This window comes from Chromobacterium sp. IRSSSOUMB001, assembly GCF_023507765.1.
Taxonomy (GTDB): Bacteria; Pseudomonadota; Gammaproteobacteria; order Burkholderiales; family Chromobacteriaceae; genus Chromobacterium; species Chromobacterium haemolyticum.
This window is the reverse complement of sequence record NZ_JALCYU010000001.1, coordinates 203,713-230,709: the sequence shown is the minus strand read 5'-3', so window position 1 is coordinate 230,709 and position 26,997 is coordinate 203,713. Positions and strand designations below refer to the sequence as shown.

Below are 26,997 nucleotides of genomic sequence, written 5' to 3'. Positions count from 1 at the left end.
GTCCCGACCGGCATACAAGGAGATAGGAATGGGGTTCTGGAACAAGGCCGACACTGCGCGACAGCAAGCGGAGTTGCTGCAATGCAGGCAGGAAGCCGAGCAACTGCGCACGGAGCTGCGGCACACCCGCGCCCGCGCCGACGAGGCGGAAAGCCAGTTGGCGGCCAGCCAGGCCAAGAACCAGGAACTTCGCGGGCTGATCGCCAACCTCTCCGCCTTCGCCCAATCGATGACCGACACCCAGCAATCGCTGGCCACCCTCTCAAGCGTGATGAGCCAGGAGAAAGACCGCGCCGTCGCCGCTCAGGACATTTCACTGCATAGCCGCCAATCCATAGACCAGATCGCCGCCGATCTGTCCAAGCTGGCCGGCGCCTCGCAAGGCGCGGCGGAAAAAGTGGGGGAACTGGACGCGCGCGCCCAAGAGGTGGGCGGCATCGTGCAATTGATCCGCGACATCGCCGACCAAACCAACTTGCTGGCGCTGAACGCCGCCATCGAAGCCGCCCGCGCCGGCGAGCAGGGACGCGGCTTCGCCGTGGTGGCCGACGAAGTGCGCAAGCTGGCCGAACGCACCGCCACCGCCACCGCCGACATCGCCAAGCTGGTGGAGCAGATTCGCGGCGACAGCGCCGGCAGCCGCAGCCAGATGGGCCAACTGGCCGAGCAGGCCGCCCGCTTCAGCCAAGACGGCGAGGCCGCCGCCGGCACCATGAAGCAGTTGCTGGACATGTCCACCAGCATGGAAGGCAGCATCGCCGCCTCCGCGCTGCGCGGCTTCTGCGAACTGGCCAAGATGGACCACCTGATCTACAAATTCCGCGTCTACCAAGTCATGTTCGGCCTGTCGGACGAAGACATCGGCCACTTCGGCTCCCACCAGCACTGCCGCTTCGGCAAGTGGTATTACGAGGGCGAAGGCCGCGCCAGCTTCTCTCACCTGCCCGGCTTCCGTGAAATCGAAGCGCCTCACGCCAAGGTGCACACCGCCGCGCTGGACGCCTTGCGCGCCCACGCCGACGGCGACAGCCGGGCCGCGGTGGAACAGGTGGCGGCCATGGAAGCCGCCAGCCTGCAAGTGTTGGCCGGGCTGGAGCATATGGCCGGCGCCGGCGCCGCGGAGCCGCGCCGTGGCTGAGGCCGCGTTCGCCATCCGCCCTCTGCAAGCCGGCGACCACGCCGATTGGCTGCCGTTATGGCGCGGCTACAACGCCTTCTACGGCCGCGAAGGCGCGACCGCGCTGCCTGAGGAGGTGGAGAGGGAAACCTGGCGCCGCCTGCTCTCGCCGGCGGAACCGGTACATGGGCTGGCCGCGGTCGCCGGCGACGCGCTGCTGGGCATCGCCCATCTGCTCTACCACCGCAGCACCATCCAGATCCAGGATGCCGCCTATCTGCAAGACCTCTACGTGACGCCGGCGGCCAGGGGAAGCGGCGTCGCCCGCGCGCTGCTGCGGGCAGCCGCGGACCGAGCGCGCGCCGACGGAGCCGTGGTCCTGTACTGGCGCACCGCCGGCGACAATCACGCCGCGCGCCGCTTGTATGATCAGGTGGCGGAGCTGGCGGACGCCGTGATCTACCGCCAAGTTTTGTGATCCAACCGAATCAGCGCAGCACGTCCAGCAAGATATCCGCTATCAATCCGCTGGCCGCCACCAGCACCAGATCCGCGCCCACCGCCCGCCACTCATAGCCGGGGTGGCGCGGCAGTTGGCTCAGCAAGGGCGCCGGCAATACCTGCTTGGCGATGCCGGGCGGCAAGGGCTTGCCGCGTGCCAGACGCTTGCGCATGCCGGGCGGCAGCGACTTATAGCCGGTCACCCCGGAGTCTAGCGCCAAGCGCCGCGCCGCGGCGACGCTGATGCCCGCCGCAACCAAATCCTTGTCCGTCCGCGCCGGCGACGCCCTATCCTGATCTTTATTCTTGTGCTTGCCCTGTCCCTCGCCATGCCCCTTGCCTTCCGGCGGATTGGCCAGCGTCGGCGCGGCCAACGCCGCCGCCAACAACAGCGCCGCCCATGATTTCCATCGCTTCATCTTCGTCTCCCGTCGCGCAAAGTCCGCTTTGCATTATCGACCAGCCGAGGACAAAAATTGTCCCTCCCAGCCAATCCAACCAAAAATATATTGATCACTACATTAAATGTAGAATACGCTACAAAAAAATGGAGTACATCATGGACTGGCTGCTGCTGATCACTTCCTTGCCCACCGAAAACGCCACCGCGCGCATGCGCGCCTGGCGCGCCTTGAAAGCTTGCGGCTCCGCCGCGCTGCGCGATGGAGCCTATCTGCTGCCCGTCGGCGACGCCCGCCTGCAACAGCTCGAGGCCATCGCCTCCGATATCCAGCAACACGGCGGCGTCGCGCGCTTGCTGACCTGCCGCCCGTTGGACGGCAGCCATTTTCCGCCGCTGTTTCAGCGCGATGCAGACTATCAGCAGCTGCGACAGGACATTCAGGAACAGTTGCTTGGCCTGGACCCGGACAACGCCGCAGAGCGGTTGAAACAATGGCGGCGGCTGGGCAAGGCTCTGGCCGGCATCGCCGCCATCGACTTCTTCCCCAGCGCCGGCCAAGAACAGGCGCAGGCGGCCTTGCAACAACTGGAAGCCGCCATCCAGCAGCAATTGTCGCCGGGCGAGCCGCATAGCCTGGAGATGCGTATCCCGCGACGCGCCCTGGCCGAGCACCAGGGCCGGACCTGGGCCACTCGCCGCCGCCCTTGGGTGGACCGGCTGGCCTCGGCCTGGCTGATTCGCCGCTTCATCGATCCTCAGGCGCGCATTCTGTGGCTGGCCGCGCCCGGAGACTGTCCGCCGGACGCCTTGGGCTTCGACTTCGACGGGGCCGCTTTCACTCATATCGGCGACAAAGTCAGTTTCGAAGTGCTGCTGGCCAGTTTCGAGTTGGACTCGCCGCCGCTGCGGAGGCTGGCCGCGCTGGTCCATTATCTGGACGTGGGCGGCGCGCCGCCGCCGGAAGCCAGCGGCGTGGAAACCGTGTTGGCCGGCCTGCGCGCCGCGCTGAGCGACGACGATCAACTGCTGGCCGCCGCCTCAAACATCTGGGACGGGCTGTACCAGCAATTCGCCAAGGAAGCCTGAATATGCCGCCCGAGCCCCCCCTAACCGCTCCCGCCCCCGTCGGTTTCTGGCAAGCCGTCCGCTTTTGGCTCAAGCTCGGCCTGATCAGCTTCGGCGGCCCGGCCGGTCAAATCGCCATCATGCATCAGGAACTGGTGGAGCGCCGGCGCTGGATTTCCGAACGCCGCTTCCTGCACGCCCTGAATTACTGCATGCTGCTGCCCGGGCCGGAGGCGCAACAACTGGCCACTTATATCGGCTGGTTGCTGCACCGCGGCTGGGGAGGCGTCGCCGCCGGCGCGCTGTTCGTGCTGCCGTCCTTTTTCCTGCTGGTGCTGCTGTCCTGGATTTATGTCGCTTACGGCCACCTGGCTTGGATCGCCGGTCTGTTCTACGGCATCAAGCCCGCGGTGGTCGCCATCGTGGCCCAAGCGGCCTGGCGCATCGGCACGCGCACGCTGAAACGGCCCTGGCTGTGGGGCGTGGCGCTAGCCTCCCTGTGCGCCATTGCGCTGTGGCAAACGCCGTTCCCGCTGATCGTACTGACGGCGGCCTTGATCGGCGCTCTGGCCGGCCGGCTGCGGCCGCAATGGTTCCAAGCCGACGGCCACGGCGGCGCGGACGCGCATTTCGGCCCAGCGCTGATCGACGATCACACCCCGCCGCCGGCCCACGCCCGCTTCTCCTGGCTCCGGCTCGGCCGCGCCGCGCTGGCCGGCCTGCTGCTATGGTCCTTGCCGATGGCGCTGCTCGCCGCCGTCTACGGCTGGCACGGCGGCTTCACCCAGATGGGCTGGTTCTTCACCAAGGCCGCCCTGCTGACCTTCGGCGGCGCTTACGCGGTGCTGCCCTATGTCTATCAGGGCGCGGTGGCGCATTACGGCTGGCTAAGCGCCGGCCAAATGCTGGACGGCCTGGCGCTGGGCGAGACCACGCCGGGGCCGCTGATCATGGTGGTGGCCTTCGTAGGCTTCGTCGGCGGCTACGCCAAGGCGCTGCTGGGCCCGGACCACCTGTTCCTGGCCGGCGCGCTGGCCGCGGCGCTGGTCACTTGGTTCACCTTCCTGCCCTCCTTCATATTTATCTTGGCCGGCGGCCCGCTGATCGAACACAGCCATGGCCAAATCCGCCTAACCGCGCCGCTGACCGCCATCACCGCCGCCGTAGTCGGCGTGATCGCCAACCTCGCCCTGTTCTTCGGCTGGCATGTGCTGTGGCCGCAGGGCTGGCGCGGAGGCGTGGACTGGGCCGCCTCCGCCATCGCCGCCTTGACGGCCTGGGCGCTGCTGAAACGACAGGTCAAAGTGATGCCGGTGATAGCCGGCGCGGCGTTGGCCGGCCTGCTGCTCAGCCTGTGGCGTCTGTCGTGAACGAACTCCCACTTCAAGAAAGGGCCGCGCGCATGCAGCCACGCATCCCCGCCACCATCTGGGCCCTGGGCCTGGTCAGCCTGTGCATGGACATGTCCTCCGAGATCATCCACGCGCTGTTGCCGGTGTTCCTGGTCTCCACCCTGGGCGTCAGCGCGCTGACCCTGGGCATTATCGAAGGCCTGGCGGAATCCACCGCGCTGATCCTGCGCGTGTTCTCCGGCGCCATCAGCGACTACTGGGGCCGGCGCAAAGGCTTGCTGCTGCTGGGCTACGGCCTGGCGGCGCTGAGCAAGCCGCTGTTCCCGCTGGCGCACAGCGCCGAAACCGTGTTGGCCGCGCGGCTGATGGACCGCGTGGGCAAAGGCATACGTGGCGCGCCGCGCGACGCGCTGGTGGCCGACGTCGCGCCGCCGGAAATCCGCGGAGCCTGTTTCGGCCTGCGCCAGTCCATGGACACCATAGGCGCCTTCGCCGGCCCGCTGCTGGGCATCGCGCTGATGTTCTGGCTGGCGGACAACATCCAGCAAGTATTGTGGTGGGCTTGCCTTCCGGCCTTGCTGGCCGTGCTGCTGATCGTCGCCGGCGTGCGCGAACCGGCCGGCGGCGAGCGCAAGCCCTTCCGCTCGCCGCTGCGCCTGGGGTTGCTGCGTCGCTTCTCCAGCCGCTACTGGTGGATCGTCGCCATCGGCGCGCTGTTCACCCTGGCCCGTTTCAGCGAGGCTTTTCTGGTGCTGCTGGCGCAGCGCCACGGCCTGCCGCTGAGCTGGTTGCCGCTGGTCATGGTGGTGATGAGCCTGGTCTACGCGCTCACCGCCTACCCGGTGGGCGTGCTGGCCGACCGCTGCAGCAAGAGCATGCTGCTGGCCATCGGCCTGCTGATCCTGATCCTGGCCGACGTCATGCTGGCGCTGTCCGGCTCCATCGCCGCCACCCTGGCCGGCATCGCCCTGTGGGGTCTTCACCTGGGCTTCACCCAAGGCTTGCTGGCCACGCTGGTGGCGGAGGAAACGCCAGCCGACATGAAGGGCACTGCCTTCGGCCTGTTCAACCTGGTTAGCGGCCTGTGCCTGCTGCTGGCCAGCGTGCTGGCTGGCTGGATGTGGGACCGCCACGGCAGCGCCAGCACCTTCGTCGCCGGCGGCGCTCTGGCCGCCACGGCCCTGGCGGCCACTTTGCTGTGGCATTGCCGGGAACGGCGGCTTGCCAGTCAAACCGCCTAGCCACCTGTTCAAAACCTCCCGAGCGGGGACGAGACAAGGCGAACACAAGCGCCGCTCCAGCCATGGACAAGAACACGGGCAATGCGGTGAAATACGACATCATAAAAACAGCAAGCAACCGCCATGTCCCACACCTTTGTTTCCTCCTCCGTCTGGCAACGGCTGGACGCTCCCGGCCACGATTACGCCGCCTTAGAACACAGCGAACTTGGCCCGCGCCTTAGCGGCTGCGCCGTCTTCGTCGAAGACGGCGTCAACTGCCTGCTGCGATACCAGGTGGACTGCGCGCCGGACTGGAGCACCCGCCGCGTCGAGGTGAGCGGCTACCGCGGCGGCGAAACCATAGCTTTGCTGCTGGAAAGCGACTCCGACCGCAACTGGCGGCTCAACAGCGCGGAACAGCCGCAGGTGTGCGGCTGCGTCGACATCGACCTGGCCTTCACCCCGGCCACCAATCTGCTGCCCATCCGCCGCGGCCGGCTGGACATCGGCTCGGCGCTGGAGCTGAGCGCAGCCTGGCTGCGGTTCCCGGCGCTGACCCTGGCCCCGCTGCCGCAGCGCTACACCCGTCTGTCCGAGTTCGGCTACCTCTACGAATCGCGACAAGGCGCGTTCCAGGCGGAACTCAGCGTCAGCCCGGACGGGCTGCCGCGCGAGTATCAGGGCCTGTGGCGGGAGGCGCGCTGACATGGCCGCGACTTACATTCGCCCGGCCGCGCCGGAAGACTTTGACCGTCTGGCTGAAATCGAACGCGCCGCCGCCGCCCGCTTCGATCCTCAAGACCTGCCGCCGGCGCTGGCCGGCGACGCGTTGCCCCGCGACGAACTGGCCGCCGCCCACACCGCCGGCCTGCTGTGGGTGGCAGCCGACGCCGACGGCGCGCACGGTTTCCTGCTGGCGCGCCGCTGCGACGACAGCCTTCACCTGCAGGAAATGGATGTCTACCCCGGACGCCAGGGGCAAGGCCTGGGTTCGGCGCTCATCGCCCACGCGGAAACCATTGCGCGCGGGCAGGGGCTGAGCCGCCTAACGCTGACCACGTTCGAGCATCTGGCCTGGAACGCGCCCTACTACCAAAGGCGCGGTTTCCAGCCCCTCGACGACGCAGACTGCCCGCCCTTCCTGTTGGCCCTATTGCGCACCGAAGCCGAACACGGCCTCAAGCGACGCGTGGCGATGCACAAGCCGCTGCGTTGAATCCGCCCGACAACACCGCAAGATTGGTCAGGCGTACGGCGGCGCGGCGGCGCTAGACTGGCGGCGCCAAGGAGGAAACCATGCGGCACGACACCGCCAGCCCGCGCCTGGACAAAGCGCTAGCCTATATCGACGCCCATCTGGACGCCGACCTGAGTCTGGAACGGCTCAGCCGGGTGGCCGCCTGCTCGCGCTTCCATTTCCACCGCCTGTTCCGCGCCCGCTTCGGCCTCAGCCTGCACCAATACGTGAGGCTATGCCGGCTGCGCCGCGCCGGCGAACGGCTGGCCTTCCGCCGCTGCTCCGTGCTGGATATCGCGCTGGACAGCGGCTACCGCAGCCCGGAGGCCTTTGCCCGCGCCTTTCGGCAAGCGTCGGGCCAAACGCCGTCGGCCTTTCGACGGCGGCCTCGCTGGCTGCCTTGGCATCAGCACTTTCACGCCCTGTTCCAACTGAGGAGCCTCTCCATGCCATCCCGCCCAATCCCGTTCGCCGTCGACATCGTGGACTTCCCCGCCACCCCGGTTGCCCTGCTGGAACACCGCGGCGATCCCGCTCTTATGGGCGACAGCCTGCGCGACTTCATCGCCTGGCGGCGGGAAAACCGCCTGCCGCCCAGCGCCGCCGCCACCTACAACCTGCTGTACGAAGACCCGGAAAACTGCGCCCCGGCGGACTACCGCTTTGGCTTGTGCGCCGCTTTCGACGGCCCCATCGCCGCCAACCGACAAGGGGTGCGCGCCGCGCAGATTCCAGCCGGACGCTGCGCCCGGCTGCGCCACATCGGCTCCGACGACGCTCTGGCCACCGTCGCGCGGCGCTTGTATGTGGAATGGCTGCCCGCCAGCGGCGAAACTCCGCGCGATTTTCCGCTGTTTCTCCAACGCATCCGCTTCTACCCGGACGTGGCGGAAAACGAAGCCGTCTGCGATCTGTTTTTGCCGCTGCAAACACCTACTCCTGCGCCGAAAATCGATTCCATCCCGACATTCAAACAATAACAACCAGGATATTCCAAAAACATTCCCTCAAGCGCCTTTTGCCGGCTTTGGGTAAACTAGCTCGCGTTAAATGCAGGGGTAATACACAATGCGCGCTCTTTTTCTGACTCGAATAAAAAAATGGATCATCAGCGTATTCAATCCGCCCTACCAATTGGTACTGTGCGACAGAATGCTCAAGAAGAACTCCAAGGAATATCTCTATCTGTTCAAGCTTTACGGCAGCCACGACTTCGTCAAGCTTTCCCACGCCGACATCCTGGCCAGCAATCAGATTCTGTCCGCCATCCGGCCGCGGGACCTGATAAAAATAGCGCTCTTGGAAAACAACAGGAAAGAAGAAGAGAAACGCTGCAAGGTGGAGGAAGAACTGCGCGGCAATCAATACCGGATTCATTTGCACGGCAATAGCGAAACGTTTTCCGGCGAAAGCATCTGCCGGAATATCGACTATTTCGCGGACCTGCATCCGCAGGAAGTCTGTAAGATCGCCTACGCCACGGGGTTTCAAAAAGGCCGCGCCGTCTCCGGCCACATCAGCCGCGCGGCGGCCGAGGCCCGCCGCCAGGACACGCCGGCGGCGGACAGCGCGGGCAAGGTGCTGGCGCTGCGACGCGCCAGGCCTCGCTGACGCCCGGGCGGCGTCGGGCTAGATCATGACTGTCTGGCTGCGGAAGCCGGCGGCGTCGAACGCCAGCAGCTTGTAGCCGCGCGCGTCCACGGTGTCCAGTTCCGCCGTGCCCTTGCGCCACTGGAAACAGGTGGCCGGACAGACCTCCAGCGCCACGCCGCGCGCCTCCAGCCGGTAATCCCCATGCGCATGGCCGCACAGCAGCACTTGCAAGCGCGGCGTCTCCCCCATCAACTCCCAAAACCGCTCAGTGTCTTGCAACATGCAGCTATCCAATAGCGGCGTGCCCACCGCCGCAGGATGATGATGCAACAGCACGGCGCAGCGCTTGCCGGCGCTCTCGGCTCCGGCCAACCGTTGCCGAAAGGCGGCGGCGGCGCGCTCGTCGATATGTCCGTCGTCCGTGCCCGGCCGCACCGAATCCAGCGCCAGCAGCAGCCAATCCTCCGTTTCCAGATGCTCCAGCGGCCGCATGAAGTCGTAACGGCCCAACACCTCGGCCGCCAAGGGCGCGGCGTCGTGGTTGCCGGCCAGCCAGTACACCGGCAGGCCCGTCCGCTCCAGCCGCTGCGCAAAACGCTCGTAGGAGGCGGCGCTCTCATCCTGGGAAATGTCTCCGGTGACCAGAATCGCGTCCAACTCCGCCGCGTGCCGCCGCTCCAATTGCTCCAGTACCCGGTCAAACTCGCGGTAAGTGTCGTAGCCCATCAACTGGCCGCCGGCCTCGGCGAACAGGTGCGTGTCGGATATCTGCGCGGCTCTCATTGTCCCTCCTCCATTGCGTATTTGTTTCTCTTGACGTCTTCGTCGTCCTCCTTGAATACCGCCAAGGGGTTGTAGGACACGCTCCAATCAAAGTAATCGGTCTTTTCTATCCTCTTCACCACCCCCACCAGGTAATAGCCCACCGGCAGCAAGGCGATGGAAACGAACACTTTGTAAGACCAGGTGGTGGCGATGATGTTGAGCAGTTCCTGCCCGCTATAGCGCGACGACAGGCTGATGGGATAGGCCGTCGTCAGCAGCACCGCCTGTGCCAGCATGGACGCAATGACGTAGCGAATGAAAAAGAAACGGCCAGCGAAAAAGACCTTCATCCGCGACACGACAAACCCATTGCAAAAATAAGAGGCCGGAACCGAAATCCAAGTACCCACCATCACACGCCAAAACTCGTTGAACAACAGGTAATACTGCTTGGAAATCTCGTTATTATCCGGCTGCAGCAAGGCGAAGGCATTGATGATCAAAACGAAAAATGTCTGGCACACCACCAAAATCCACACCGTGCGCCCACCCAGCTTATAGCCGTACACCTCGGTGGACACCGTGGACAAAAGATAACAAAGCGAAAACACGATGCCGCTGGCGGTGATTTTCAAGCCGTAAATGTCCAGCGTCTTGTACACCAGCGAATCGCACACCACCATGATGGTTACCGACAAACCCACGATAAAACCATAAACTCTAAACTGTTCCACACCTTCATCCCGCGCTAAAAGTCTTAATCGCTTTGACCGCCACGCCAAGCACCTTGAAATCCCGGCATACGAAAGGCTGCAAATCATGCATCAAGGAAATGCTTGAAAACAGAAAATGCTCGCCGTCGATGAATATCCGACGGAAACAAGGCTGCTGGCCGGCCATGCTGACCAAGACCACATCGCCGTCCGCCGGACGCTCCTGCCGAGCCACGATGAAAACGCTGCCCTGGGAAAAACTGGGAAACAGCGAATCATTGTTCAACAACACCGCAAACGCCTCCGCGGCGTCAAAGCCGGCGGCATCCACAAAATAGCGTTCCGGCTCGATAATCATCCCGTCAAAAAACAGGGTCAACTCGGTGAATTTGATCAAGGGCACCGCTATGGCCGCAGGGCTGCCGACGGCTTCGCCTCCCAGATCGCTCTCCACGAAATCGCTCAACTTGACATCGAAAAACCGGGCCAGCTCCATCAAGGTCAGCAAAGTGGGGTTGCCCACGCCGCGCTTGATATTGTTGATCGTCGCCACGCCCAGGCCTATCGCCTCGCTTAATTGCGCGGCGTCTACGCCGGCGCGCCCCATTAGACACGTCAGGTTTTTCGACGCCTTGCTCAACAAAGCGCCATGCTCGGCCTCCTCTTTCCACACCGCCCTGCTCATTCAGCCCTCCATGCAAGTCGAATCCGTTTCGATTCCATTTTTAATTTCATATCCCAACATGCGCGCCCATTTTAAACGCAAGCGCCAAACCAGACGCAAGCATCAAACCATATTGTTCTTGTCAGGCTATTCTTTTGTAACTTCGTCACTACTCTTTTAAACAAAAAGACAATATAATAATTTGGCAACACTATATCATTCGAGGCATGCGCAAGATACTCGCGAGCCATAAATTTAAAAGAAGAAAAATATCAACAAGAACAATTAAAACGACGCAATAGCCTGCCATCGCGCAATGCAGAGGAAACGCTTAAATGAGAATTTCAGAAGATGAATTCGCGCTGGACGTCATTGACGGCGAACCCGCCATCATTACCCAAGCCAGCGTGATTGGACAGCCGGGCAGCGAATGGGAAGGCTCCCCGGTATTCAAGAAAACCTATTTGCTGGAGTTGATCAGCCGCAGCCTGGAGCACGAGGTCATCAAGCCGGAAGACATCCAAAGCCTGATCCGAGTCGCGAAAAAACTCTGATCGCGCCGGACGCGTTTCCATCCTCGCCTCCGCTATTCGCCCGCCCTGGGCTTGGGTGCGTCGGGCCATTGCAATACAATGGCGTATCGACCGCCGCCAATCCCTTCCCTCGCCAACCCGGCGCAATGAGGAAGGCGGCGAAACACCACAGGCCCACACATGCCCCATCTGACACTGGAGTACAGCGGCAATCTGGCCGGCTTCGCCGCCGCGGACGCGCTGCTGGACATCAACCGCGCGCTGCTGGCCAGCGGCCACTTCGAAGAAGCCGACATCAAAAGCCGCGCCGTGGCCTTGGAAGCCTGCCGCATCGGCGTCCACGATCTGCCCCGCGGCTTCGTCCACGCCAAACTGGCCATACTCAGCGGACGCAGCTCCGAGGAGAAACAGCAGCTGTCCGAACTGAGCCTGCAAGCGCTGGCAGACAGCGCCGCGCTGCCGCCTGGCATGGAAGTGCAATTGTGCGTGGAAATCCAGGAAATAGACCGCGCCAGCTACCGCAAACGCCTCATCGCCCGTTAACGGAGAAACATCCCATGACAGCGCTCAAACTCGCATCCCGCGGCCTGCTGGCCGCCGCCCTGCTCGCCGGCCTGGCCGGCGCGGCCCACGCCGCAGACGATATCGACCGCGTCAACCTGGAAGGCACGCTGGGCCAGGAACGCATCGGCATGAGCCTGCTGGTGAAAAACGGCAAAAGCTTCGACGGCGGTCACTACTTCTACGGCCGCTATCTGAAGGACATCCCGCTGCGCGGCAAGCTGCAAGGCGAAACCCTGCTGCTGAGCGAACCGGGCGGCGGCGTGTTCAAACTGCGCTTCAAAAGCAACGGCAGCGCCGACGGCCAGCCGCTTAGCTTCGACAACAGCGTGGGTCTGGACGGCGACTGGACGCTGAAAACCAAGACGCTGCCGGTGACGCTGACCATGGGCGACATGGCGCCAGCCTCCGAAGGCCGTTGGTATCGGGACGTCACCGAGGAGAGCGACGCCGCTTTCGAAGCCCGGGTGCAAGGCTTCCAACGTGCCGCGCTGGCCGGCCAAGCGCAGCAGGCCAGCCGCTACGTGCATTTCCCGCTTAGGATCAACCACAAGGGCGGCAGCCGACAGATCGCCAACGCCCGCCAGTTGCAAGCCGAATGGAGCGATATTTTCACTCCGGCCTACCTGGAGCTGCTGAAACAGCCTATGCCGCACAATCTGTTCGTGCGCAACGGCCAGGCGATGCTGGGCAGCGGCGTGGCCTGGTTCGACGCCAAGGGCGCGGCGGCGCTGAACCTGCCGGACTGACTCTGGCGCGGCGTAGCAGAAAGGGCGGCCACGGCCGCCCTTTCTTCATGGCGAAACAATCCGGCGTCAAAATATGCTGCATTGCAGCATGAAACGTTTTATGCTGAAGACTCCCCGCCCGCCACCGGAGCCCGTCATGACCGCCGAACTCTCCGATCCGCCCCGCCTCCGCCTCAACGAACATCCGCAACGCCGGCAACTCAACCGCGAAGCCCACGCCAGGCCCGCGCTGCAGATAGCCGCCGACAACCGGGTCAGCTACCTGGCCTATCTGCACCGCCACATCAGCCGCGAACAGGAAAACTGGTTGTGCCGGGAACTGGCTCAGCAGTTGGGTCAACAGGCCCCGAACCCCGAGACTGGTCAATTCCAGCTGGACGCCCCGTTTGGCCGCGTGCGCTGGGAACGGCACGGCGAATTCTCCAGCTTCACCATTCTTGCCCACGGCGCGGAATCCAGCCCCTTCGCCCAACCCGCTTTGCAAGCCCTGCCGGCGGCCTGGTTGCCGCTGTTGCCCGGCAACGTACTGGTGGCCGCCCATGCCGCGTTGCTGTCGCCCGGAGCGCTGCCGCTGCGCATTGAGGACCTGGCCGCCCAATGCTTCAACGGTCACGAACTGGCGGGCGCGGAGATAGGCGACGGCGCCGGCCGCGCCTACACCGATTTCCGCATCCATCCGGACGGCTTCTCCCGCTATCTGCTGGCGGACCTCTACATGGGCCGCCGCCAAGCCGGCCGCATGCTGCAGCGGCTGCTGGAGCTGGAAACCTACCGCATGCTGGCCCTGCTGGCGCTGCCGGTGGCCAAGAGCATCGCCCCGGAACTGGCCAAAGTGGACGAAGAACTGGCCGAACTCACCGGCGCCATAAGCGGCGCGGCCGCCGACAGCGAACCGCAGCTGCTGCACCGGCTGACCGAACTGGCCGGCGCCGCGGAAAACGCGCTGTCCCGCACCGACCACCGCTTCAACGCCTCCCTCGCCTATTACGACATCGTCCGCAACCGCGTCGCCGAACTGCGCGAACGCCGCATCCACGGCCTGCAACCTTTCCAGCAATTCGTGCAACGCCGTCTGGCCCCCGCCATGGACACCTGCCGCGCCGTGGCCTTTCGCCAGCGCGAACTGGCCGCACGGGTCAACCGCGCCACCGCGCTGCTGCGCACCCGCGTTGACATCCGCCGCGAGCGGCAGAACCAAGCGCTGCTCACCTCGATGGAACGCCGCGCCGCCATGCAACTACACCTGCAGCAAACCGTGGAAGGTCTGTCCATCGCCGCCATCACCTATTACAGCGCCGGCCTGATCGGCTACCTGTTCAAGGGCGCCAAGGCCGCCGGCCTGCCCATCAACGTGGAGCTGGCCACCGCCGCAGCGGTGCCTTTGCTGGCGCTGGCCATCGCGCTGGGCCTGCGCCGCGCGCGGTCCGCGCTGAGACGTCACGGCGAAACCTCCGGCGCGCCAAGCGGCTGAAACCTGCCCATTCAGGCAGCCGGCCCGCGGCCCCATCGGCTATACCGAAACCATAGACGCGGACCGCCGCCGCGAACTTTGCCGGCGCGGGTCCAGTCAGAAAAACGCCGCCCGCGCTCCAGCCCGACGGACAGAACCCACTGTCCGCGGCCGCGCCGGCCAAAGGAGAAACCGATGAACGACACGCTATGCGCTGCCGCGCAGTCTTCCTTCGCCCTCAGCCCCAGCCTGACCGCCTCGCTGCGGCAACTGGACGCCTATCAGGCCAATCTGAACATTGAGCAGATCCGGTTGTTTCACGATTCGCTGCAACTGAGCCCGGATGATCTGCTGCCCTTCCGTCAATTCAGCGACGAACGCTACCGCCGCAACCAGATCTATCTCAGTCCCTGGTGCGAGCTCTTGCTGCTCTGTTGGCGCAGCACCCAACGCAGCCGCATCCATAATCACCGCGGCAGCCTGTGCGGCTTGCGCGTGCTGCAAGGCGCCGCCACCGAAACCGTGTTCGAACGCACCGACCACGGCTTGGTGTACGCAGTGGAATCCCATCGACTGGAAAGCGGCAGCCTCACCATCAACAGCCATCTGGACATCCACCAAATCTCCAACCTCCAGCCCTACGGCGAAGACCTGGTCACCTTGCATCTATATTCCCCGCCGCTGCGCAAAATGGAGCTGTTCAGTCTGGAGTCGCCCCAAGTTGAACGCCCCGGCGACTCCATCAGCTGGGTGTACGAAATCTGACGCCGCGGCGGCCTTCTGGCCGCCTTGCTCCGCCGGCTCTACAATACAAATCCCCGCACGCACCAGGCCCAATCATGCCCTCCTCCCTCCCCGCCGAATTGTTCGCCGATCTGCTCACCCACTTTCCCTGGCTGGACAGCGCCCAACCCCCGTGGCACTGGCTCGGCCGGTTGCCCGACAGCCTGGCGCGGCAATGCGCCTTACTGGATCCTGCGCACTGGGCGGTGGACGGAGACATCGCCATCCACCGCAGCGCCACGATAGAAGCCGGCGCCGTGCTCAAAGGCCCGTTGCTGATCGGCCCCAATTGTCGCGTAGCCGCCCACGCCTATTTGCGCGGCGGCGTGGCGCTGGCCAACGACGTGACGGTGGGACCGGGATCAGAACTCAAAACCTGCATCGTCGGCCCCTACTCGCGGCTGGCCCACTTCAACTTCGTCGGAGACTCCGTGCTGGGCGCGGACGTCAATATGGAAGCCGGCGCCGTCATCGCCAACCACTGGAACGAACGCCGCGACAAAACCATCACGGTGCGCTGCCGCCAGCAAGCCTGGACGCTGCCCACGCAGAAATTCGGCGCACTGGTGGGCGACCACAGCCGCATCGGCGCCAACGCCGTGCTCTCCCCCGGCACCCTGTTGCCGCCGCACGCCGTGGTGGCGAGGTTGGAGCGGGTGGAGCAAGACTCAGGACAGGGATAAACCAAAGCCCTCCAGATTGCCGTGCCGCCTAAGAGCCGCTAACAAATTCCTGATGCTGCCTTGCGTCGGCGCGCCTTGCCTCATGCGTGAAACTGATTTTGTTAGCCGCTCTAAACGGCCAGTGCGGAGCGCCTAGCGTCTTGAGACCTTAGAGCCTGTTCAAAGTCTCGCGAGCTAAGAGCTTGTTCAAAGTCTCGCGAGCAAGGGCGAGACAAGGCGAAAACGGCTGAGATAGCAAAATGTATGCATGGCCTCACAAGAGTGAACAGAGCGCAGGGCATGTTAATGAGTCTAGGCATTATTTCAATATTTCTTGTATAGTTGAAAAATGGAAAACAAAACCGCGACCCAAATCTTCGAATCCCTGTCATCCGGCATCCGTCTCGACATTTACCGGTTGCTAGTCAGACAAGGGATGGAAGGCATGGTGGCCGGCCAAATCGCCAGCACGCTCAAGCTTCCCGCCAACAAAGCGTCCTTCCACCTCAAGGGCATGACCCATGCCGGCCTGGTTTCGGTGGAGCAGGAAGGCCGCTACCAGCGCTATCGGGCCAATCTGAGCTTGATGCTGGAATTGATCGCCTACCTGACCGAAGAGTGCTGCGCCGGTCATCCGGAGCAATGCATCGACATGCCTGCGGACTCGTGCTGCCCCGAAGCCGTGCGATCCCCATTACCCAAAAACTGAAAGCAGACCCCATGAACGTGCTTTTTCTATGCACCGGAAACGCCTGCCGCTCCATCTTGGGCGAAGCCGTTTTCAATCATCTGGCCCCGGAGGGTTGGCGGGCCATGAGCGCGGGCAGCCAACCTACCGGACAAGTGCATCCACGCTCGCTGGCGTTATTGAGCCGTGAAGGCATTGCCGCCGAGGGCTGCCACAGCAAATCCTGGGACCATCTGCCGGCCACGCCCGACATCGTAATCACCGTCTGCGCCAGCGCCGCCGGCGAGACCTGCCCCGCCTACCTGGGACCGGTGCTGCGCACCCACTGGGGCGTGGAAGACCCCGCCCACGCTACCGGCTCCGATGCGGAAATCGACGCCGCGTTCATGTCGGCCTACCGCATTCTGCGCGCCCGCATCGAAGCCTTCCTGGCCTTGCCGCTGGCCGAACTGCAACAAGACCGCGCGCGCCTGAAAGCGGAACTGGATCGTATCGGCTCCCTGCTGCCCTGAAGGCAAAGGCCTGTCCGCTCGTTTGGAAAAGGAGAGTTGTTTTGTCCACCTCTTGTAACGCCGCCCTGCGCCGGGACGACCCGGCCCCGATGAACCGGTTCGAACGCTACCTGACCCTCTGGGTTTTTCTTTGCATCGTCGCGGGAATCGCCCTGGGACACCTGCTTCCCCAGATGTTCCAGGCCATTGGCAAACTGGAAATCGCCCAGGTCAACCTGCCCGTCGGCTTGCTGATTTGGGTGATGATCATCCCCATGCTGGTCAAAGTCGATTTTGGCGCGCTGCACGAAGTGCGCCAGCATGTTCGCGGCATCGGCGTGACCCTAGTGGTGAACTGGCTGGTCAAGCCATTCTCCATGGCTTTTCTAGGCTGGTTCTTCATCCGCAATCTATTTGCCCCCATGCTCCCGGCGGAGCAACTGGACAGCTATATTGCCGGGCTGATCCTGCTGGCCGCCGCGCCCTGCACCGCCATGGTCTTCGTCTGGAGCCGGCTGACCCATGGCGACCCCTTGTTCACCCTGTCGCAGGTCGCCTTGAACGACAGCATCATGGTCGTGGCTTTCGCTCCGCTCGTCGGCCTGCTGCTCGGCATCTCCGCGATCACCGTGCCCTGGAATACCCTGCTGGTATCGGTGGCGCTTTACATCGTGATTCCGGTCATCCTGGCGCAGCTCTGGCGCAAGGCGCTGCTGGCCAAGGGCCAAGCCGCTTTCGATGCCGCCATGAGCAAGATCGGCCCCTGGTCGATGGCCGCCCTGCTCGCCACCTTGGTCCTGCTGTTCGCCTTTCAAGGCGAAGCGATATTGAAACAGCCGCTGGTCATTGCCCTGCTGGCGGTGCCCATTCTGATCCAGGTGTTCTTCAACTCCGCCCTGGCCTACTGGCTCAACCGGCTCGTCGGAGAAAAACACAACGTGGCCTGCCCATCGGCCTTGATTGGCGCGTCCAACTTCTTCGAACTCTCAGTAGCCGCCGCCATCAGCTTGTTCGGCTTTCATTCCGGAGCGGCTTTGGCCACGGTTGTCGGCGTGCTGATCGAAGTGCCGGCCATGCTTCTGGTCGTTCGCATCGTGAACGCCAGCAAAGGCTGGTATGAAAGAAGCGCCTAGCCGCAAAACTCAATAGGGGAGCGCCCCGCAAGGAGCTGAAAACGGTTAAGAACAGGCTGATGCGACTTGCCTGGGATCTGCCACATCTAAACGCAGGATAACCGGAGTATCCGGTCATCCTGACGATAGGATGCCTGAGCTAACTTTGCTGATTGAACAAATCCCATCCAGGGAACCTGTATTCCATCAACGATAGTTGCTAGCTCAGGCCTTCCCAGGGCTTACATAAACATACCATTCCCCGTGTATAAGCCTACACCAATGCCGCCTCCGCTGAACTCCCCAAAGTGAAGGTTGGGACCACCGTCAAACTTGATTTTCGAGTAGAAAAGCCACCCTTGAAAACCATACTTCGTGGGTTTGCCTTTAATATAAGAAGCTGAGTATTTAGACGAGAAATTCCCTTTAAACACCCCAACTCGAAACGCCAGACCTGAATCAGAAGTACTCGTAAACACGATCTGAGGAGTCGATTTTATGGCACAGATAAGCACTTTTTGCCCTGTAACCCCTGCCGCAGCAAACTCACACACTGTAGGCCAAGAATTTGTGGCATCCGGAGACAAAGCATAAACTTCCGCCCTGCGATTAACACCTAACTTCTTATAGTTTAAACCATTCCCCGAGCCAGTTGAATTATATTCAATGACTGCGTTCTCATCTTGCTTTTCACTTTTCAGGGAATTGAATTTAAACTCAATAACATCATCGCCTTTTTCTTTGGAGAAGTGGGAAACAAACTTCTGATTCCCCAAACCTTCCAACCAAAGAGTCCCATCCTCACCATCAACATCAGCGTGAATATTAAATTTATTCATACCAGAATGAACCGGACCGAGGTTAACCCACTCCGAGCCGCTAGCCAATCTTATTTTGGCATTATAAGTTATTGATTTATTTTGGACATCGCTATCTATATTTATGTAGACAGGCTTTGCCATGGCGGCTGCAGAAAACACAAGTGGCAACATGATAAATTTAATTTTCATTCTTCATCCTTTGCTTTAAAACTGTTCAGGTTTGGTTTGACTCTACTGGCTTTCTTTACCCCTCCTTTGGGCGCTAAAGATTAATCTATGTTTTTAATTTTAAAGATAAGCTTTGTTATTTAAAACATTTGATTGACTTGCAAAAAGCTTTAGCGTCGCAAATTTTACATTACGGTGAAATTTTGCAGTCCAGCACGGGAATGGCTTTGTTTTTAATTGCCACCAAACACCTTGAATAATGAGCGGCATTTGATATGACCATTTCAAAAAATAGACATCATCAATTTATCTTTGGTTCCGCATTTTTTACCTTCTGGACCAAGTTTTTATTTCAATATAAAAATGTACGAAACATACTCAACCTCTTGGCCATAGAGCATGTGTTGAATGAAGAGCCATCACCCAGAGCAGATTATTTGGCGCTGAAGCAAGCGGAATTGGGCACCTCAGCCGCAGTGAACAACCTTCAGGACGAAGGTAGACAATCCCCTAAAACCCAGTACCCCGCTCTCCTCCGCATTAGTCCAAGCAAAAACAATCCACCCCGTCACCCGCTTGACGCCCCCCCCGCCTCAGTACCCTTGGCTTCGCGCAGCGCCCAATCACGCCGCGCCGCCGGCTTCGGTTCATCCGCCGGCCGCTGTAGATAAAAGCGCTTGATATCCGCCGCCCGCTCCAACACCTCCTGCCGATACCGCTCGGTCTTATCCTTCCACAACGCGCGGTCGTCCCCCGCGAAATGCGCCTGCACCGCCTCCTCCGGCGAATAGCCCTTGGCCAGCCGCTCGGCGAACTGCTTGGCGGCGGCGTCCACCGCCTGCGCCGGATCGAAAGGATTAATGCCCAAGCCCGCCGCCGTACCGTCCAGATACTGCATCATCCCCTTCGCCGCCCCCCACTGGGTCGGCGGGCCTTCCGCCGGCGGATTGAAACCGGACTCCAGCGCCCCCAGCGCCATCAGCAGGTTCAGCGGGACTTTATGTTTGCGCGACGCGGCTTCGAATAGGGGGCGGTAAGCGTCGGGCGCGATATTCGACACGGCGCGGCGCGCCTTCGGCTGGCGGGCCGGCGCTTGGGCTGGGGGAGAAGAAGGGAGCGCCGTCTCGGCAGGCGGCACGACAGCCGGCAAGGAATTCAGCGCATCCGAATAAATGCGCCCGGTCGGGTCTGCGGCATCGCGCAGGAAGGGGTTCGGCATGACATCGCCTCAGGAGCCACATCACCTCCTGCGATGTCGTTTGCTAGATAGCATTCAGCTTCAATTGTACGTGCATTTCGACGATAGAACTGCCTCGCTACCTGTTAGGCACTTCCACTCCACTTTAATTCCTAACGAATATATTTCGTTTACAGAATTACATCACAATAACCAATCCAATTGTGATTCCGTATCATCCTGCACTAATTGACAGGGCCATACCGCTAAAACAAGGCTAGCGTTAAGGTCGGCCGTGACTTATTTCGCCGAATTTCCTCGCACGCCCAACTTGCACTTTTGGAGAAATTAAAATGGCTCAAGATTACACCATCTATATTTCGAACCAGTCTTTGAACAATCATAGGTTTTGGCTTTTTCTAAAGCCACCCGTCGTTCTGGAGACTGACCCTAACGTATTTGCCAATTCAAGCGCCTATCTTGATATTGACAGCAAAGCGCCCAGTTTAAATAGCTTTGCCATCCCGCTACAGTACCGCGTGGGAGCAGGCGCCAGTAATAAAGCGGTAGGCCTTGGCGTAAAAATATCCTCCAGTAGCTCTCGAGATGCAGAGCTAGGCCAATCCTACAAAGCAAGCTACCAAGCGCCAAGAAAAGGACCCACTCTAGAAAGTGCAGGTGAAGCCACCTCAGGAAATATTATTCAGTTAGTCAGCAATGAGTTCAATCAAGAGCTATACGAGGAAGAAGGCTGGTATGCCAATATGAGCTACGGCATCCAAAGCGCGGATGGATTTATTGGAATGACGTGGTCTCCAGTTCCAGGAAACACACGTTCCATCGCCCCAGAGTTTTCCTTCTTTATCAGCACAGGATCATTTGACCAAAACTCCTTGGCCAGGTGGACAGATGTATCCACACACGCAGCAACTATAAAACTTGAGTACTTCAAGCAATATAGTTGCACCGTTATACTGACCAGCAGCGGCTCTTGGGACATAAAACCTGGCCGCCCAACCGAAGTCATTTCTGCCGAAGCATTTCGTACTCTTGTCTCGAGCCATCAATCTTTGTGCAAGTCCCATGAGAACTTAGTCGCCCTGGCTAACTCTATTGCACCACAAATAGAAGACAAGAAACCCCACGCTCAGTTGGACACTGTAACGGATGTAGAGTGGGCAGACTCCAACACAGACTCAAAAAGCAATCTCTTTGTATTACTAAAAGGAAAGCTCAGCGTCAAATATGCTTTAAGCGCTGGACTCACTTTCTTTATTTTAAGCGGCATACGCTTTCAGTTAAAAACACAGTCTACCAGCGGTCAAACCCAATTTGACTTTGAGTACAATGGGTCACAGTCCGCAAGTGAAATTAAGGAACTACTAAAAGTAGGGTCTGAAATTGAGCTTCACTAAGAACAGTTTTCCAAAAACATAACACTCAACAACCTGGCGGCTCAACGCTTTCATGCGTGGGCCGCCAGCCAATCATGGAACCCTCCGGTTTAACCGAGTTATGCCCGCAGGAAAACAAATGGGAAGCCCATAAATGGACTTCCCATCCTCACAATCACGCCAACCGCTTCAACATCACCGGGAAATCACACTTTCTTGAAAGTCCCCGTGCCGCCGAACGCGCCCACCTGAATATTGAGGCCAATCCCAACCAAAACACCGACAGCGCGGCCATCTTTCCAGAAGGCCAGCTCGGTATGCACGGGATTGGTCTGGAAAGCGAAGCTCACCTCGCCCAGCAACTCCTCCGGCGAAGCCATGCTGCCGGCCAACCAGATCACACCGCCGCCAAGCCCCAAACCCCACACATCAGCGCGGAAATCAAGCTTGACGCCATTGTCGAAATTCAGGGTTGGATTCGAAAAAATCCATGAATGGATGAAAGCCGATGCCAAGGCAAATTGGCCGGAGGCATTAATGAAAGAGTTGAGCTCCTTGATGTCGCCAGGCGTCTTGCCAGTAGATTGGTAAGCTAAAGCGGTCAGCTTTTGTTTCTCAGCCAACAGTTTTTGGGCAAGTTCTTGGGCTTGGCTGATCTGCTCTTGGGTAGGCGTAGACATGACTTCTCCTAGTGGAAAGGGGCGACCGCATGAAAAAGACAGCTTCATGTTCTCTCATGAGAGCTGTAACCCCATGCTAGTTAAGTCAATTGTCATACTCAAGGCGTGAGCCTCGCCTGCGGTTTGTACTTAGTGCGGCTAGCAAAACTCGGTTTTACAGCTGAGACAAGGCGAAAATACCCAAGAAAGCGGAGCACAGGCTTGGCTGCGGACAGCAGCCAAAGCAACAGGCTTTCAAATAGACCGGCCCTGCCGGCCATACAGCCGGTCTTTCGATCATCCGTCCACAACTGGACAAGCTGATGGAGAGCGACGACGAGGCCTTCGTGCTCGCCACACTCACCCAGGTGGAAGCCACGCGCCAAACCCTGCGGTCAGAGGCACAAGCACTGGGTGTGAATCTGATCGTCGAGATCGCCGCATCGGGCCATCCAGTGGACACCCTGCTGACGTTTGGGACCGAGCGCCATTATGATCTGCTGGTAGTGAGCAAACCCCATGAACACCACCGCCTACGGGAAGCCATGACCGGCGAAGCCTGGAAACAGCTTGCAGATCGCTCCCCCCTGCCGGTCCTGGTCATACCCACCTGAGTTGTCCCGCACAGCGATAGTTGCCAACATTGGGCCTGTTGCAACCCATTTGGCAAACTGCGCCAATGGCCTGGTATGCCCAGGATTTATCTGAATGGAAAAACTCGCGTAAAGGCTTGGCCTTACCGGATTTCCCCTAAGTAATTGGCCTCATTGAAACAAATAGTGTTCGAACTACCTTTGTTAATACCAACTGGACGGTCACGAGCGCAGTAGACAAATCCCCTCCTGACGCCAAGACCCGTTCATAGGCTCCGAGGCTGACGCCGCCCAAATGACTTAGGTCGCGGATCGCGTTTCGCCACTACTCAAACATGCAAATGCATTAACAGCCGCAAACACATATGCAACAGCCTGCAAATAGCACCAAATCACTTTACATATGGATGGGAGCAAATCATGCAAACCATGATGAACGATGAGTGGCGGAAAGTCTTCGAGGACGAATCGGACAAACATAATTTTAAGGATGCCGGAGGGTCTCCAACAGATAAGTTAACGGCAGCCGGCCTCGCAGCACCAGTGGGCCATGGACGGTACGAGTATGCACCACCCCAGACTGCATGGCTGCCCGATGGCCGCCGCATGCGCCTGACACAACCATTCGGCTATGTGGACAAGGATAATAAGTCATGGCCCGTCCCCGAAGGAGCCATCGTAGACGGAGCTTCAATCCCTCAGATTCTCTGGTCCCTAATAGGCGGTCCACTCGATGGGCTGTACCGCCAAGCCTCTATCATCCATGACTACTACTGTGACGCACGGACACAGCCCTGGCAGGCAGTACACAGGGTATTCTACGAAGCCATGCTCTGTAGCGGTGTCTTTGAGCCGAAAGCGAAAATCATGTATTACGCGGTATATAGCTTCGGCCCCCGTTGGGAACAGGAATCGACGGCAGCCACTGATGGTCTCACAGCGGTCGCACCAATTACCGATTTCAAGTCGCTGCCTGTCCAGTCTTTCCATGCAGCTAGTTTCGAAGCAGCTGCCAGGAAAATTTTTACTGAAAATCTAAATCTCGAATCCATTGAAGAGCTTGCCAATCTCCAATAAGCCACGGCGGTAAGCGGTGGTTTAAAAGGAAACTCGCGGCTCACTGTAGAAGTTCTGATTTGATCTGACAATCGAGCGCCGTCAAAACGGCAGGCTGCCAGATCAAGTCTGAACTTCTACCACTTATCCCACAGAACCCACTAAATTTGACGCCCGCGCGCCGGCCTTAAACAGCCAGCCCCCTGTCGTTCCTCAACTCATTAGTCCAAACAAAAACAATCCACCCCGCCATCAGCTTGACGCTCCACCCCCGCCTCAGTACCCTTGGCTTCGCGCAGCGCCCAATCACGCCGCGCAGGGCTGGCAAGCCCAAAACTCGTATTCGCAGACTCGTTTGTGTCCGCTTTGGCACAAGCACGTCTGCTGCCACGCTGTACCCATTCGGGCGGGCCGTGGCAGGGAACTCCTTGTGAGTTGCCGGTCTTTGAATACGAGTTCCGGTCTTGCCACCTTGTCACGCGCCTGTCCAAGCCTCGCCGGACAGGTTTCCAACGCTGACTTGGAGACCGTAATGACTCCCCTATACTTCCTCCTGCCTTTTGCCAAACCGCCCCCAGCCCGCCAGGAACAACTGCGCCTGCTAGAACAAACCCTGGACGCTTGCGCGCTGGCCCTGAACTGCCTCACCCAACTGCGCGCCACCCTGGCCGCCATCCAAACCCACACCGCCCCCGCCTCCCACCAGCACCTATTAGCGCGGCTCTCCGTCGAAGTGCTGGACAACTACGCCGCCCAACTGCAACACATCAACGCCACGGCCCAAAGCGAGCACACCGCATGGGAGACGATATGAAACCCAGCTTGATGCAGTTGCATAAGGACTTGCTGCTGGGCAACACCAGCAGCGTGGCGCTCACCATTCAGGCGCTCGACGCCATCGCCAGCCATCAAAAAACCGGCGGCGCGGCCTTCACCCAGGTCAACGCCAAAGCCGCCCTGGCCGTCGCCCGCCAGCTTGACGCCACCAGGCTCTACCCCTCCCCGCTGGCCGGCATTCCCCTCGTCATCAACGATGGCTTCGACGTACAAGGCCAAATCACACGCGCCGGCTCCATGGTGCTGAAATCCAACCCGCCCGCCAGCCAAGACGCGACCGTGGTCGCAGCGCTGCGCGCAGCCAGAGCCGTGCTGCTGGGGCGCGCCAATATGAGCGAGTTTTCTTACTCCAGCCTGGGCCTGAATCCGCACTACGGCACCCCGCTGAACCCCAGCGATCCCGCGCGCGTGGCCGGCGGCTCCAGTTCCGGCGCGGCGGTCAGCGTGGCCCTGGGCATGAGCGCGGCCGCGCTGGTGTCCGACAGCAGCGGCTCCGCGCGCATTCCCGCCGCCTTCTGCGGCCTGGTCGGTTTCAAGGCCACGTCACAACGGATGCCGCTGCAAGGCTGCCTATCCCTGTCCTACGCACTGGACTCCGTCGGCATCCTGGCGCGTTCGGCCTCCTGCTGCTCCATCCTGGACGCCGTGCTCAGCAAGGGCTGGATGCCCGCCCACACCCGCAGCGGCCAAGCGCCGGGCATCAAAAGATGCCGGCTCTACGTCACCGAGGACTATCTCGCGGAGCAACTGGACCCCGCGGTGGCCCAAGCCTTCGACAAGGCGCTGACGCGCCTGTCCAAAGCCGGCGCCCGCATCATTCGCTTCGACTTTCCCGAACTCCGGCAGATTACAAAAATGAACGCCCAGGGCGGGCAAATCGCGGCCGAAGCCTGGCGCAAGCACCGCTCGCGGCTGGAAGGAAAAGACAGCGACCGCTACGACCCGCGCGTCGCCCAGCTCATCCGGCAAGGCGGGAATCAAAGCGCCGTGGATTATCAAGACCTGCTTGAGCAACGCCGCACGCTGCAAACCGTCGCCGCGCATCGGCTCTCCATGGCCGACGCCTGGCTCATGCCCACCGTGGCCATCCTGCCGCCCACGCTGGCGCAGTTGGAGGACGACGACGCCTACACCCGCTTGAATCGCCTGGTTCAGCGCAATAGCGCCGTCGTCAATCTGCTGGACGGCTGCGCCGTCAGCCTGCCCCTATCCCCCCAAATCGGCCTGAGCGTCTGTGGCCTGCATGGCCGCGACACCCATATTCTGAAATTGGCGGCGGGCATTGAAGCCACGCTGGCGCAGTCGGAAGGAGAATGACATGGATGGCCCAATACCCGTGATGGAGCAATTGAAGCAGCTGAATCAAAACTTGCTGGACGCCCAGCCGGATCAAACCGCGCTGTCCCATCTGGGCCAGCAACTAAGCCAACAATGCGCGGAGATGGATGCCTGTCTGCTGCAGGGCTTGATGGAACTGCGCGCCGCCCATATCGGCTTGCAAGCCATCCTGACCCTGCTGCAACAGCGTGATGAGCCGTTGCTGTTCAGCAGCGATGAAGCGGTAGCGCTGCTGGAGCCTGTGCAGCAACGCTTGAGCCACGGCTTGAGCTGCATCAACCGCCTGGTGTAGCCGGCCCATCGCCAAGGAGCGCATAGCGCTCCTTGGTGCTCAGTACACAGAACGAAATCACCCATCCACGCCCAGCGCCGCCCTTACCTTCGCGCCGGCGATGTCGAACAGCGCGCCGGCGGCCGGCGTCAGGCCCAGCATGTGGATGCAGCTGTGGACCATGCCGTCCAGCTGGCGCACCGTCGTCGCCACCCCGGCCTGGCGCAGCCGCGCGCCGTAGTCCTCCGCTTCGCCGCGCAGCGGGTCGAACTCCGCCGTCAGGATGGTTGCGCCGGGCAGGCCGTCCAGGCTGGCCGCCAGCAGCGGCGAGACATGGGGCGACTCCCCCTCTTCCTCCGCGGACAGATAGGTGGCGTAGCAGAAGCGCATCAGCTCCCGTGTCAGGTAGTAGCCCTCGCCGTAGGTCTGGTAGCTGGCGCTGTCCATCCTGTGGTTCAAGGCCGGATAGATCAGCAATTGATGGGCGACGGACGGGCCGCCGTGCTCGCGCGCCAGCAGGCAGGCAGCAGCAACCAGATTGCCGCCGGCGCTGTCCCCGGCCACGCCCAGCCGCTTGGGATCCAGGCCAAGCGCTTGCGCGTGTTCAAACGCCCAGCACAGGGCGTCGTACACATCGTGCAGCGGCACCGGATAACGGTGCTCCGGCGCCAGCCGGTAATCGACGGACAGCACCACGCAGCCAGTGGCCTTGGCCAGCGCGCGGCAGGGGTTGTCGTAGACCTCGGCCGAGCCCAGGCACCAGCCGCCGCCGTGGGCGAACAGCAGCGCCGGCTGCGCCGCCTCGCTGGCCTCGGGCCAATAGCCGATGATGCGCAGCGGATGGCCGTCCCGCGCCGTCGCCTGAAACACTTCCACCCGCGCAACGGGTTCCAGCGGGCCGTGCAGTTGGCGCAGCCCGGCATCAGTGTCGGCGCGCAGCTGCGCCATATCCGCCGGCGCGGCGGCGTCGCCCGCCGCCGCCTGCTCCAGCCACTGCCGGATCTTGATGTCCAAGGGCATG

At 61.2% G+C, this 26,997-nt stretch carries 32 protein-coding genes; 24 read left to right on the top strand and 8 right to left on the bottom strand.

Annotated elements, in window-relative coordinates; all coding sequences use genetic code 11:
• Positions 1-28 precede the first annotated feature (28 nt).
• Both MOV80_RS23400 and MOV80_RS01030 read left to right on the top strand, forming a co-directional pair.
• Complete coding sequence (locus MOV80_RS23400) at positions 29-1,138, top strand: methyl-accepting chemotaxis protein (protein WP_043591649.1); 1,110 nt, start codon at positions 29-31, stop codon at positions 1,136-1,138.
• Positions 1,131-1,595: a GNAT family N-acetyltransferase gene (locus MOV80_RS01030; protein ID WP_019100303.1), complete on the top strand. Its 465-nt coding sequence runs from the start codon at positions 1,131-1,133 to the stop codon at positions 1,593-1,595. Before MOV80_RS23400 ends, MOV80_RS01030 begins: the two co-directional genes overlap by 8 nt.
• A gap of 10 nt (positions 1,596-1,605) precedes the next feature.
• Here the strand turns inward: MOV80_RS01030 and MOV80_RS01025 are convergent, their stop codons facing one another.
• Complete coding sequence (locus MOV80_RS01025; protein WP_019100302.1) at positions 1,606-2,037, bottom strand: anti-virulence regulator CigR family protein; 432 nt, start codon at positions 2,035-2,037, stop codon at positions 1,606-1,608.
• 140 nt (positions 2,038-2,177) lie between these two features.
• Between MOV80_RS01025 and MOV80_RS01020 the strand changes: the two genes are divergently transcribed.
• The 7 genes from MOV80_RS01020 to MOV80_RS00990 all read left to right on the top strand — a co-directional run bounded on the left by MOV80_RS01020 (position 2,178) and on the right by MOV80_RS00990 (position 8,509).
• A complete protein-coding gene (locus MOV80_RS01020) occupies positions 2,178-3,107 on the top strand; it encodes a chromate resistance protein ChrB domain-containing protein (RefSeq protein ID WP_205422985.1) in 930 nt (309 codons plus the stop codon).
• A gap of 2 nt (positions 3,108-3,109) precedes the next feature.
• Positions 3,110-4,456 carry a chromate efflux transporter gene (gene chrA, locus MOV80_RS01015; protein ID WP_249604770.1) on the top strand — a complete coding sequence of 449 codons (1,347 nt, stop codon included), beginning with the start codon at positions 3,110-3,112 and terminating at the stop codon, positions 4,454-4,456.
• 32 nt (positions 4,457-4,488) lie between these two features.
• The gene (locus MOV80_RS01010; RefSeq protein ID WP_019100299.1) at positions 4,489-5,679 is read left to right on the top strand and encodes an MFS transporter; all 1,191 of its coding nucleotides are present in this window, start codon (positions 4,489-4,491) and stop codon (positions 5,677-5,679) included.
• A 123-nt stretch (positions 5,680-5,802) separates the two neighbouring features.
• On the top strand, positions 5,803-6,366 hold the full coding sequence (locus tag MOV80_RS01005) for a putative glycolipid-binding domain-containing protein (protein WP_118266866.1): 564 nt from the start codon (positions 5,803-5,805) through the stop codon (positions 6,364-6,366).
• A gap of 1 nt (position 6,367) precedes the next feature.
• Positions 6,368-6,877, top strand: coding sequence for a GNAT family N-acetyltransferase (locus tag MOV80_RS01000; RefSeq protein ID WP_118266863.1), 510 nt, complete (start codon positions 6,368-6,370; stop codon positions 6,875-6,877).
• An 80-nt stretch (positions 6,878-6,957) separates the two neighbouring features.
• The gene (locus MOV80_RS00995; protein ID WP_019100296.1) at positions 6,958-7,878 is read left to right on the top strand and encodes an AraC family transcriptional regulator; all 921 of its coding nucleotides are present in this window, start codon (positions 6,958-6,960) and stop codon (positions 7,876-7,878) included.
• A gap of 88 nt (positions 7,879-7,966) precedes the next feature.
• Positions 7,967-8,509: a hypothetical protein gene (locus MOV80_RS00990; RefSeq protein ID WP_107731767.1), complete on the top strand. Its 543-nt coding sequence runs from the start codon at positions 7,967-7,969 to the stop codon at positions 8,507-8,509.
• Positions 8,510-8,527: 18 nt separating this feature from the next.
• On the opposite strand, the gene MOV80_RS00985 is transcribed toward MOV80_RS00990, so the two are convergent.
• Genes MOV80_RS00985 through MOV80_RS00975 form a run of 3 tightly spaced genes read right to left on the bottom strand, consistent with a single transcriptional unit; the run spans position 8,528 to position 10,654 of the window.
• Positions 8,528-9,274 (bottom strand): metallophosphoesterase, encoded by a 747-nt coding sequence (locus MOV80_RS00985; protein ID WP_019100792.1) that lies wholly within the window; start codon positions 9,272-9,274, stop codon positions 8,528-8,530.
• Entirely contained in the window at positions 9,271-9,990 is a 720-nt protein-coding gene (locus MOV80_RS00980; protein WP_051002582.1) for a VUT family protein, read from the bottom strand. Before MOV80_RS00980 ends, MOV80_RS00985 begins: the two co-directional genes overlap by 4 nt.
• A 4-nt stretch (positions 9,991-9,994) precedes the next feature.
• Positions 9,995-10,654, bottom strand: coding sequence for a helix-turn-helix domain-containing protein (locus MOV80_RS00975; RefSeq protein WP_019100794.1), 660 nt, complete (start codon positions 10,652-10,654; stop codon positions 9,995-9,997).
• 314 nt (positions 10,655-10,968) lie between these two features.
• Here MOV80_RS00975 and MOV80_RS00970 point away from each other — a divergent pair, with 314 nt between their 5' ends.
• The 9 genes from MOV80_RS00970 (at position 10,969) to arsB (ending at position 17,683) form a co-directional block, all read left to right on the top strand.
• Positions 10,969-11,187 carry a hypothetical protein gene (locus MOV80_RS00970; protein ID WP_019100795.1) on the top strand — a complete coding sequence of 73 codons (219 nt, stop codon included), beginning with the start codon at positions 10,969-10,971 and terminating at the stop codon, positions 11,185-11,187.
• Positions 11,188-11,346: 159 nt separating this feature from the next.
• A complete protein-coding gene (locus MOV80_RS00965) occupies positions 11,347-11,709 on the top strand; it encodes a 5-carboxymethyl-2-hydroxymuconate Delta-isomerase (RefSeq protein WP_019100796.1) in 363 nt (120 codons plus the stop codon).
• Positions 11,710-11,723: 14 nt separating this feature from the next.
• On the top strand, positions 11,724-12,476 hold the full coding sequence (locus MOV80_RS00960; protein WP_052052060.1) for a hypothetical protein: 753 nt from the start codon (positions 11,724-11,726) through the stop codon (positions 12,474-12,476).
• Between the two features lie 136 nt (positions 12,477-12,612).
• On the top strand, positions 12,613-13,947 hold the full coding sequence (locus MOV80_RS00955; protein ID WP_249604769.1) for a DUF3422 domain-containing protein: 1,335 nt from the start codon (positions 12,613-12,615) through the stop codon (positions 13,945-13,947).
• Positions 13,948-14,121: 174 nt separating this feature from the next.
• Positions 14,122-14,691, top strand: coding sequence for a cysteine dioxygenase family protein (locus MOV80_RS00950; RefSeq protein ID WP_019100799.1), 570 nt, complete (start codon positions 14,122-14,124; stop codon positions 14,689-14,691).
• A gap of 74 nt (positions 14,692-14,765) precedes the next feature.
• On the top strand, positions 14,766-15,392 hold the full coding sequence (locus tag MOV80_RS00945; RefSeq protein WP_081575811.1) for an LpxA family transferase: 627 nt from the start codon (positions 14,766-14,768) through the stop codon (positions 15,390-15,392).
• Positions 15,393-15,720: 328 nt separating this feature from the next.
• Positions 15,721-16,080: a helix-turn-helix domain-containing protein gene (locus MOV80_RS00940; protein WP_043591660.1), complete on the top strand. Its 360-nt coding sequence runs from the start codon at positions 15,721-15,723 to the stop codon at positions 16,078-16,080.
• Between the two features lie 11 nt (positions 16,081-16,091).
• Entirely contained in the window at positions 16,092-16,571 is a 480-nt protein-coding gene (locus MOV80_RS00935; RefSeq protein ID WP_019100644.1) for an arsenate reductase ArsC, read from the top strand.
• Positions 16,572-16,660: 89 nt separating this feature from the next.
• The gene (arsB, locus tag MOV80_RS00930) at positions 16,661-17,683 is read left to right on the top strand and encodes an ACR3 family arsenite efflux transporter (protein ID WP_081545668.1); all 1,023 of its coding nucleotides are present in this window, start codon (positions 16,661-16,663) and stop codon (positions 17,681-17,683) included.
• Between the two features lie 221 nt (positions 17,684-17,904).
• On the opposite strand, the gene MOV80_RS00925 is transcribed toward arsB, so the two are convergent.
• Positions 17,905-18,672, bottom strand: a complete 768-nt coding sequence (locus MOV80_RS00925; protein WP_157222148.1) for a hypothetical protein — start codon at positions 18,670-18,672, stop codon at positions 17,905-17,907.
• 547 nt (positions 18,673-19,219) lie between these two features.
• Positions 19,220-19,870: a transglycosylase SLT domain-containing protein gene (locus MOV80_RS00920; protein ID WP_081545654.1), complete on the bottom strand. Its 651-nt coding sequence runs from the start codon at positions 19,868-19,870 to the stop codon at positions 19,220-19,222.
• 311 nt (positions 19,871-20,181) lie between these two features.
• Between MOV80_RS00920 and MOV80_RS00915 the strand changes: the two genes are divergently transcribed.
• Complete coding sequence (locus tag MOV80_RS00915) at positions 20,182-21,243, top strand: hypothetical protein (protein ID WP_249604768.1); 1,062 nt, start codon at positions 20,182-20,184, stop codon at positions 21,241-21,243.
• A gap of 185 nt (positions 21,244-21,428) precedes the next feature.
• Here the strand turns inward: MOV80_RS00915 and MOV80_RS00910 are convergent, their stop codons facing one another.
• Positions 21,429-21,902 (bottom strand): hypothetical protein, encoded by a 474-nt coding sequence (locus MOV80_RS00910; protein ID WP_081576529.1) that lies wholly within the window; start codon positions 21,900-21,902, stop codon positions 21,429-21,431.
• Positions 21,903-22,204: 302 nt separating this feature from the next.
• Between MOV80_RS00910 and MOV80_RS00905 the strand changes: the two genes are divergently transcribed.
• From MOV80_RS00905 to MOV80_RS00885, 5 genes are all read left to right on the top strand, one after another.
• Positions 22,205-22,495: a universal stress protein gene (locus MOV80_RS00905; protein WP_249604767.1), complete on the top strand. Its 291-nt coding sequence runs from the start codon at positions 22,205-22,207 to the stop codon at positions 22,493-22,495.
• A 399-nt stretch (positions 22,496-22,894) separates the two neighbouring features.
• Positions 22,895-23,551, top strand: a complete 657-nt coding sequence (locus MOV80_RS00900) for a DUF1353 domain-containing protein (RefSeq protein WP_249604766.1) — start codon at positions 22,895-22,897, stop codon at positions 23,549-23,551.
• 511 nt (positions 23,552-24,062) lie between these two features.
• The gene (locus MOV80_RS00895; RefSeq protein ID WP_249604765.1) at positions 24,063-24,344 is read left to right on the top strand and encodes a hypothetical protein; all 282 of its coding nucleotides are present in this window, start codon (positions 24,063-24,065) and stop codon (positions 24,342-24,344) included.
• The gene (locus MOV80_RS00890) at positions 24,341-25,684 is read left to right on the top strand and encodes an amidase (protein WP_249604764.1); all 1,344 of its coding nucleotides are present in this window, start codon (positions 24,341-24,343) and stop codon (positions 25,682-25,684) included. Before MOV80_RS00895 ends, MOV80_RS00890 begins: the two co-directional genes overlap by 4 nt.
• A 1-nt stretch (position 25,685) precedes the next feature.
• Complete coding sequence (locus MOV80_RS00885) at positions 25,686-25,997, top strand: DUF1484 family protein (protein ID WP_039755055.1); 312 nt, start codon at positions 25,686-25,688, stop codon at positions 25,995-25,997.
• A 57-nt stretch (positions 25,998-26,054) separates the two neighbouring features.
• Here the strand turns inward: MOV80_RS00885 and MOV80_RS00880 are convergent, their stop codons facing one another.
• Positions 26,055-26,996 carry an alpha/beta hydrolase gene (locus tag MOV80_RS00880; RefSeq protein ID WP_043591670.1) on the bottom strand — a complete coding sequence of 314 codons (942 nt, stop codon included), beginning with the start codon at positions 26,994-26,996 and terminating at the stop codon, positions 26,055-26,057.
• Position 26,997: the final 1 nt, after the last annotated feature.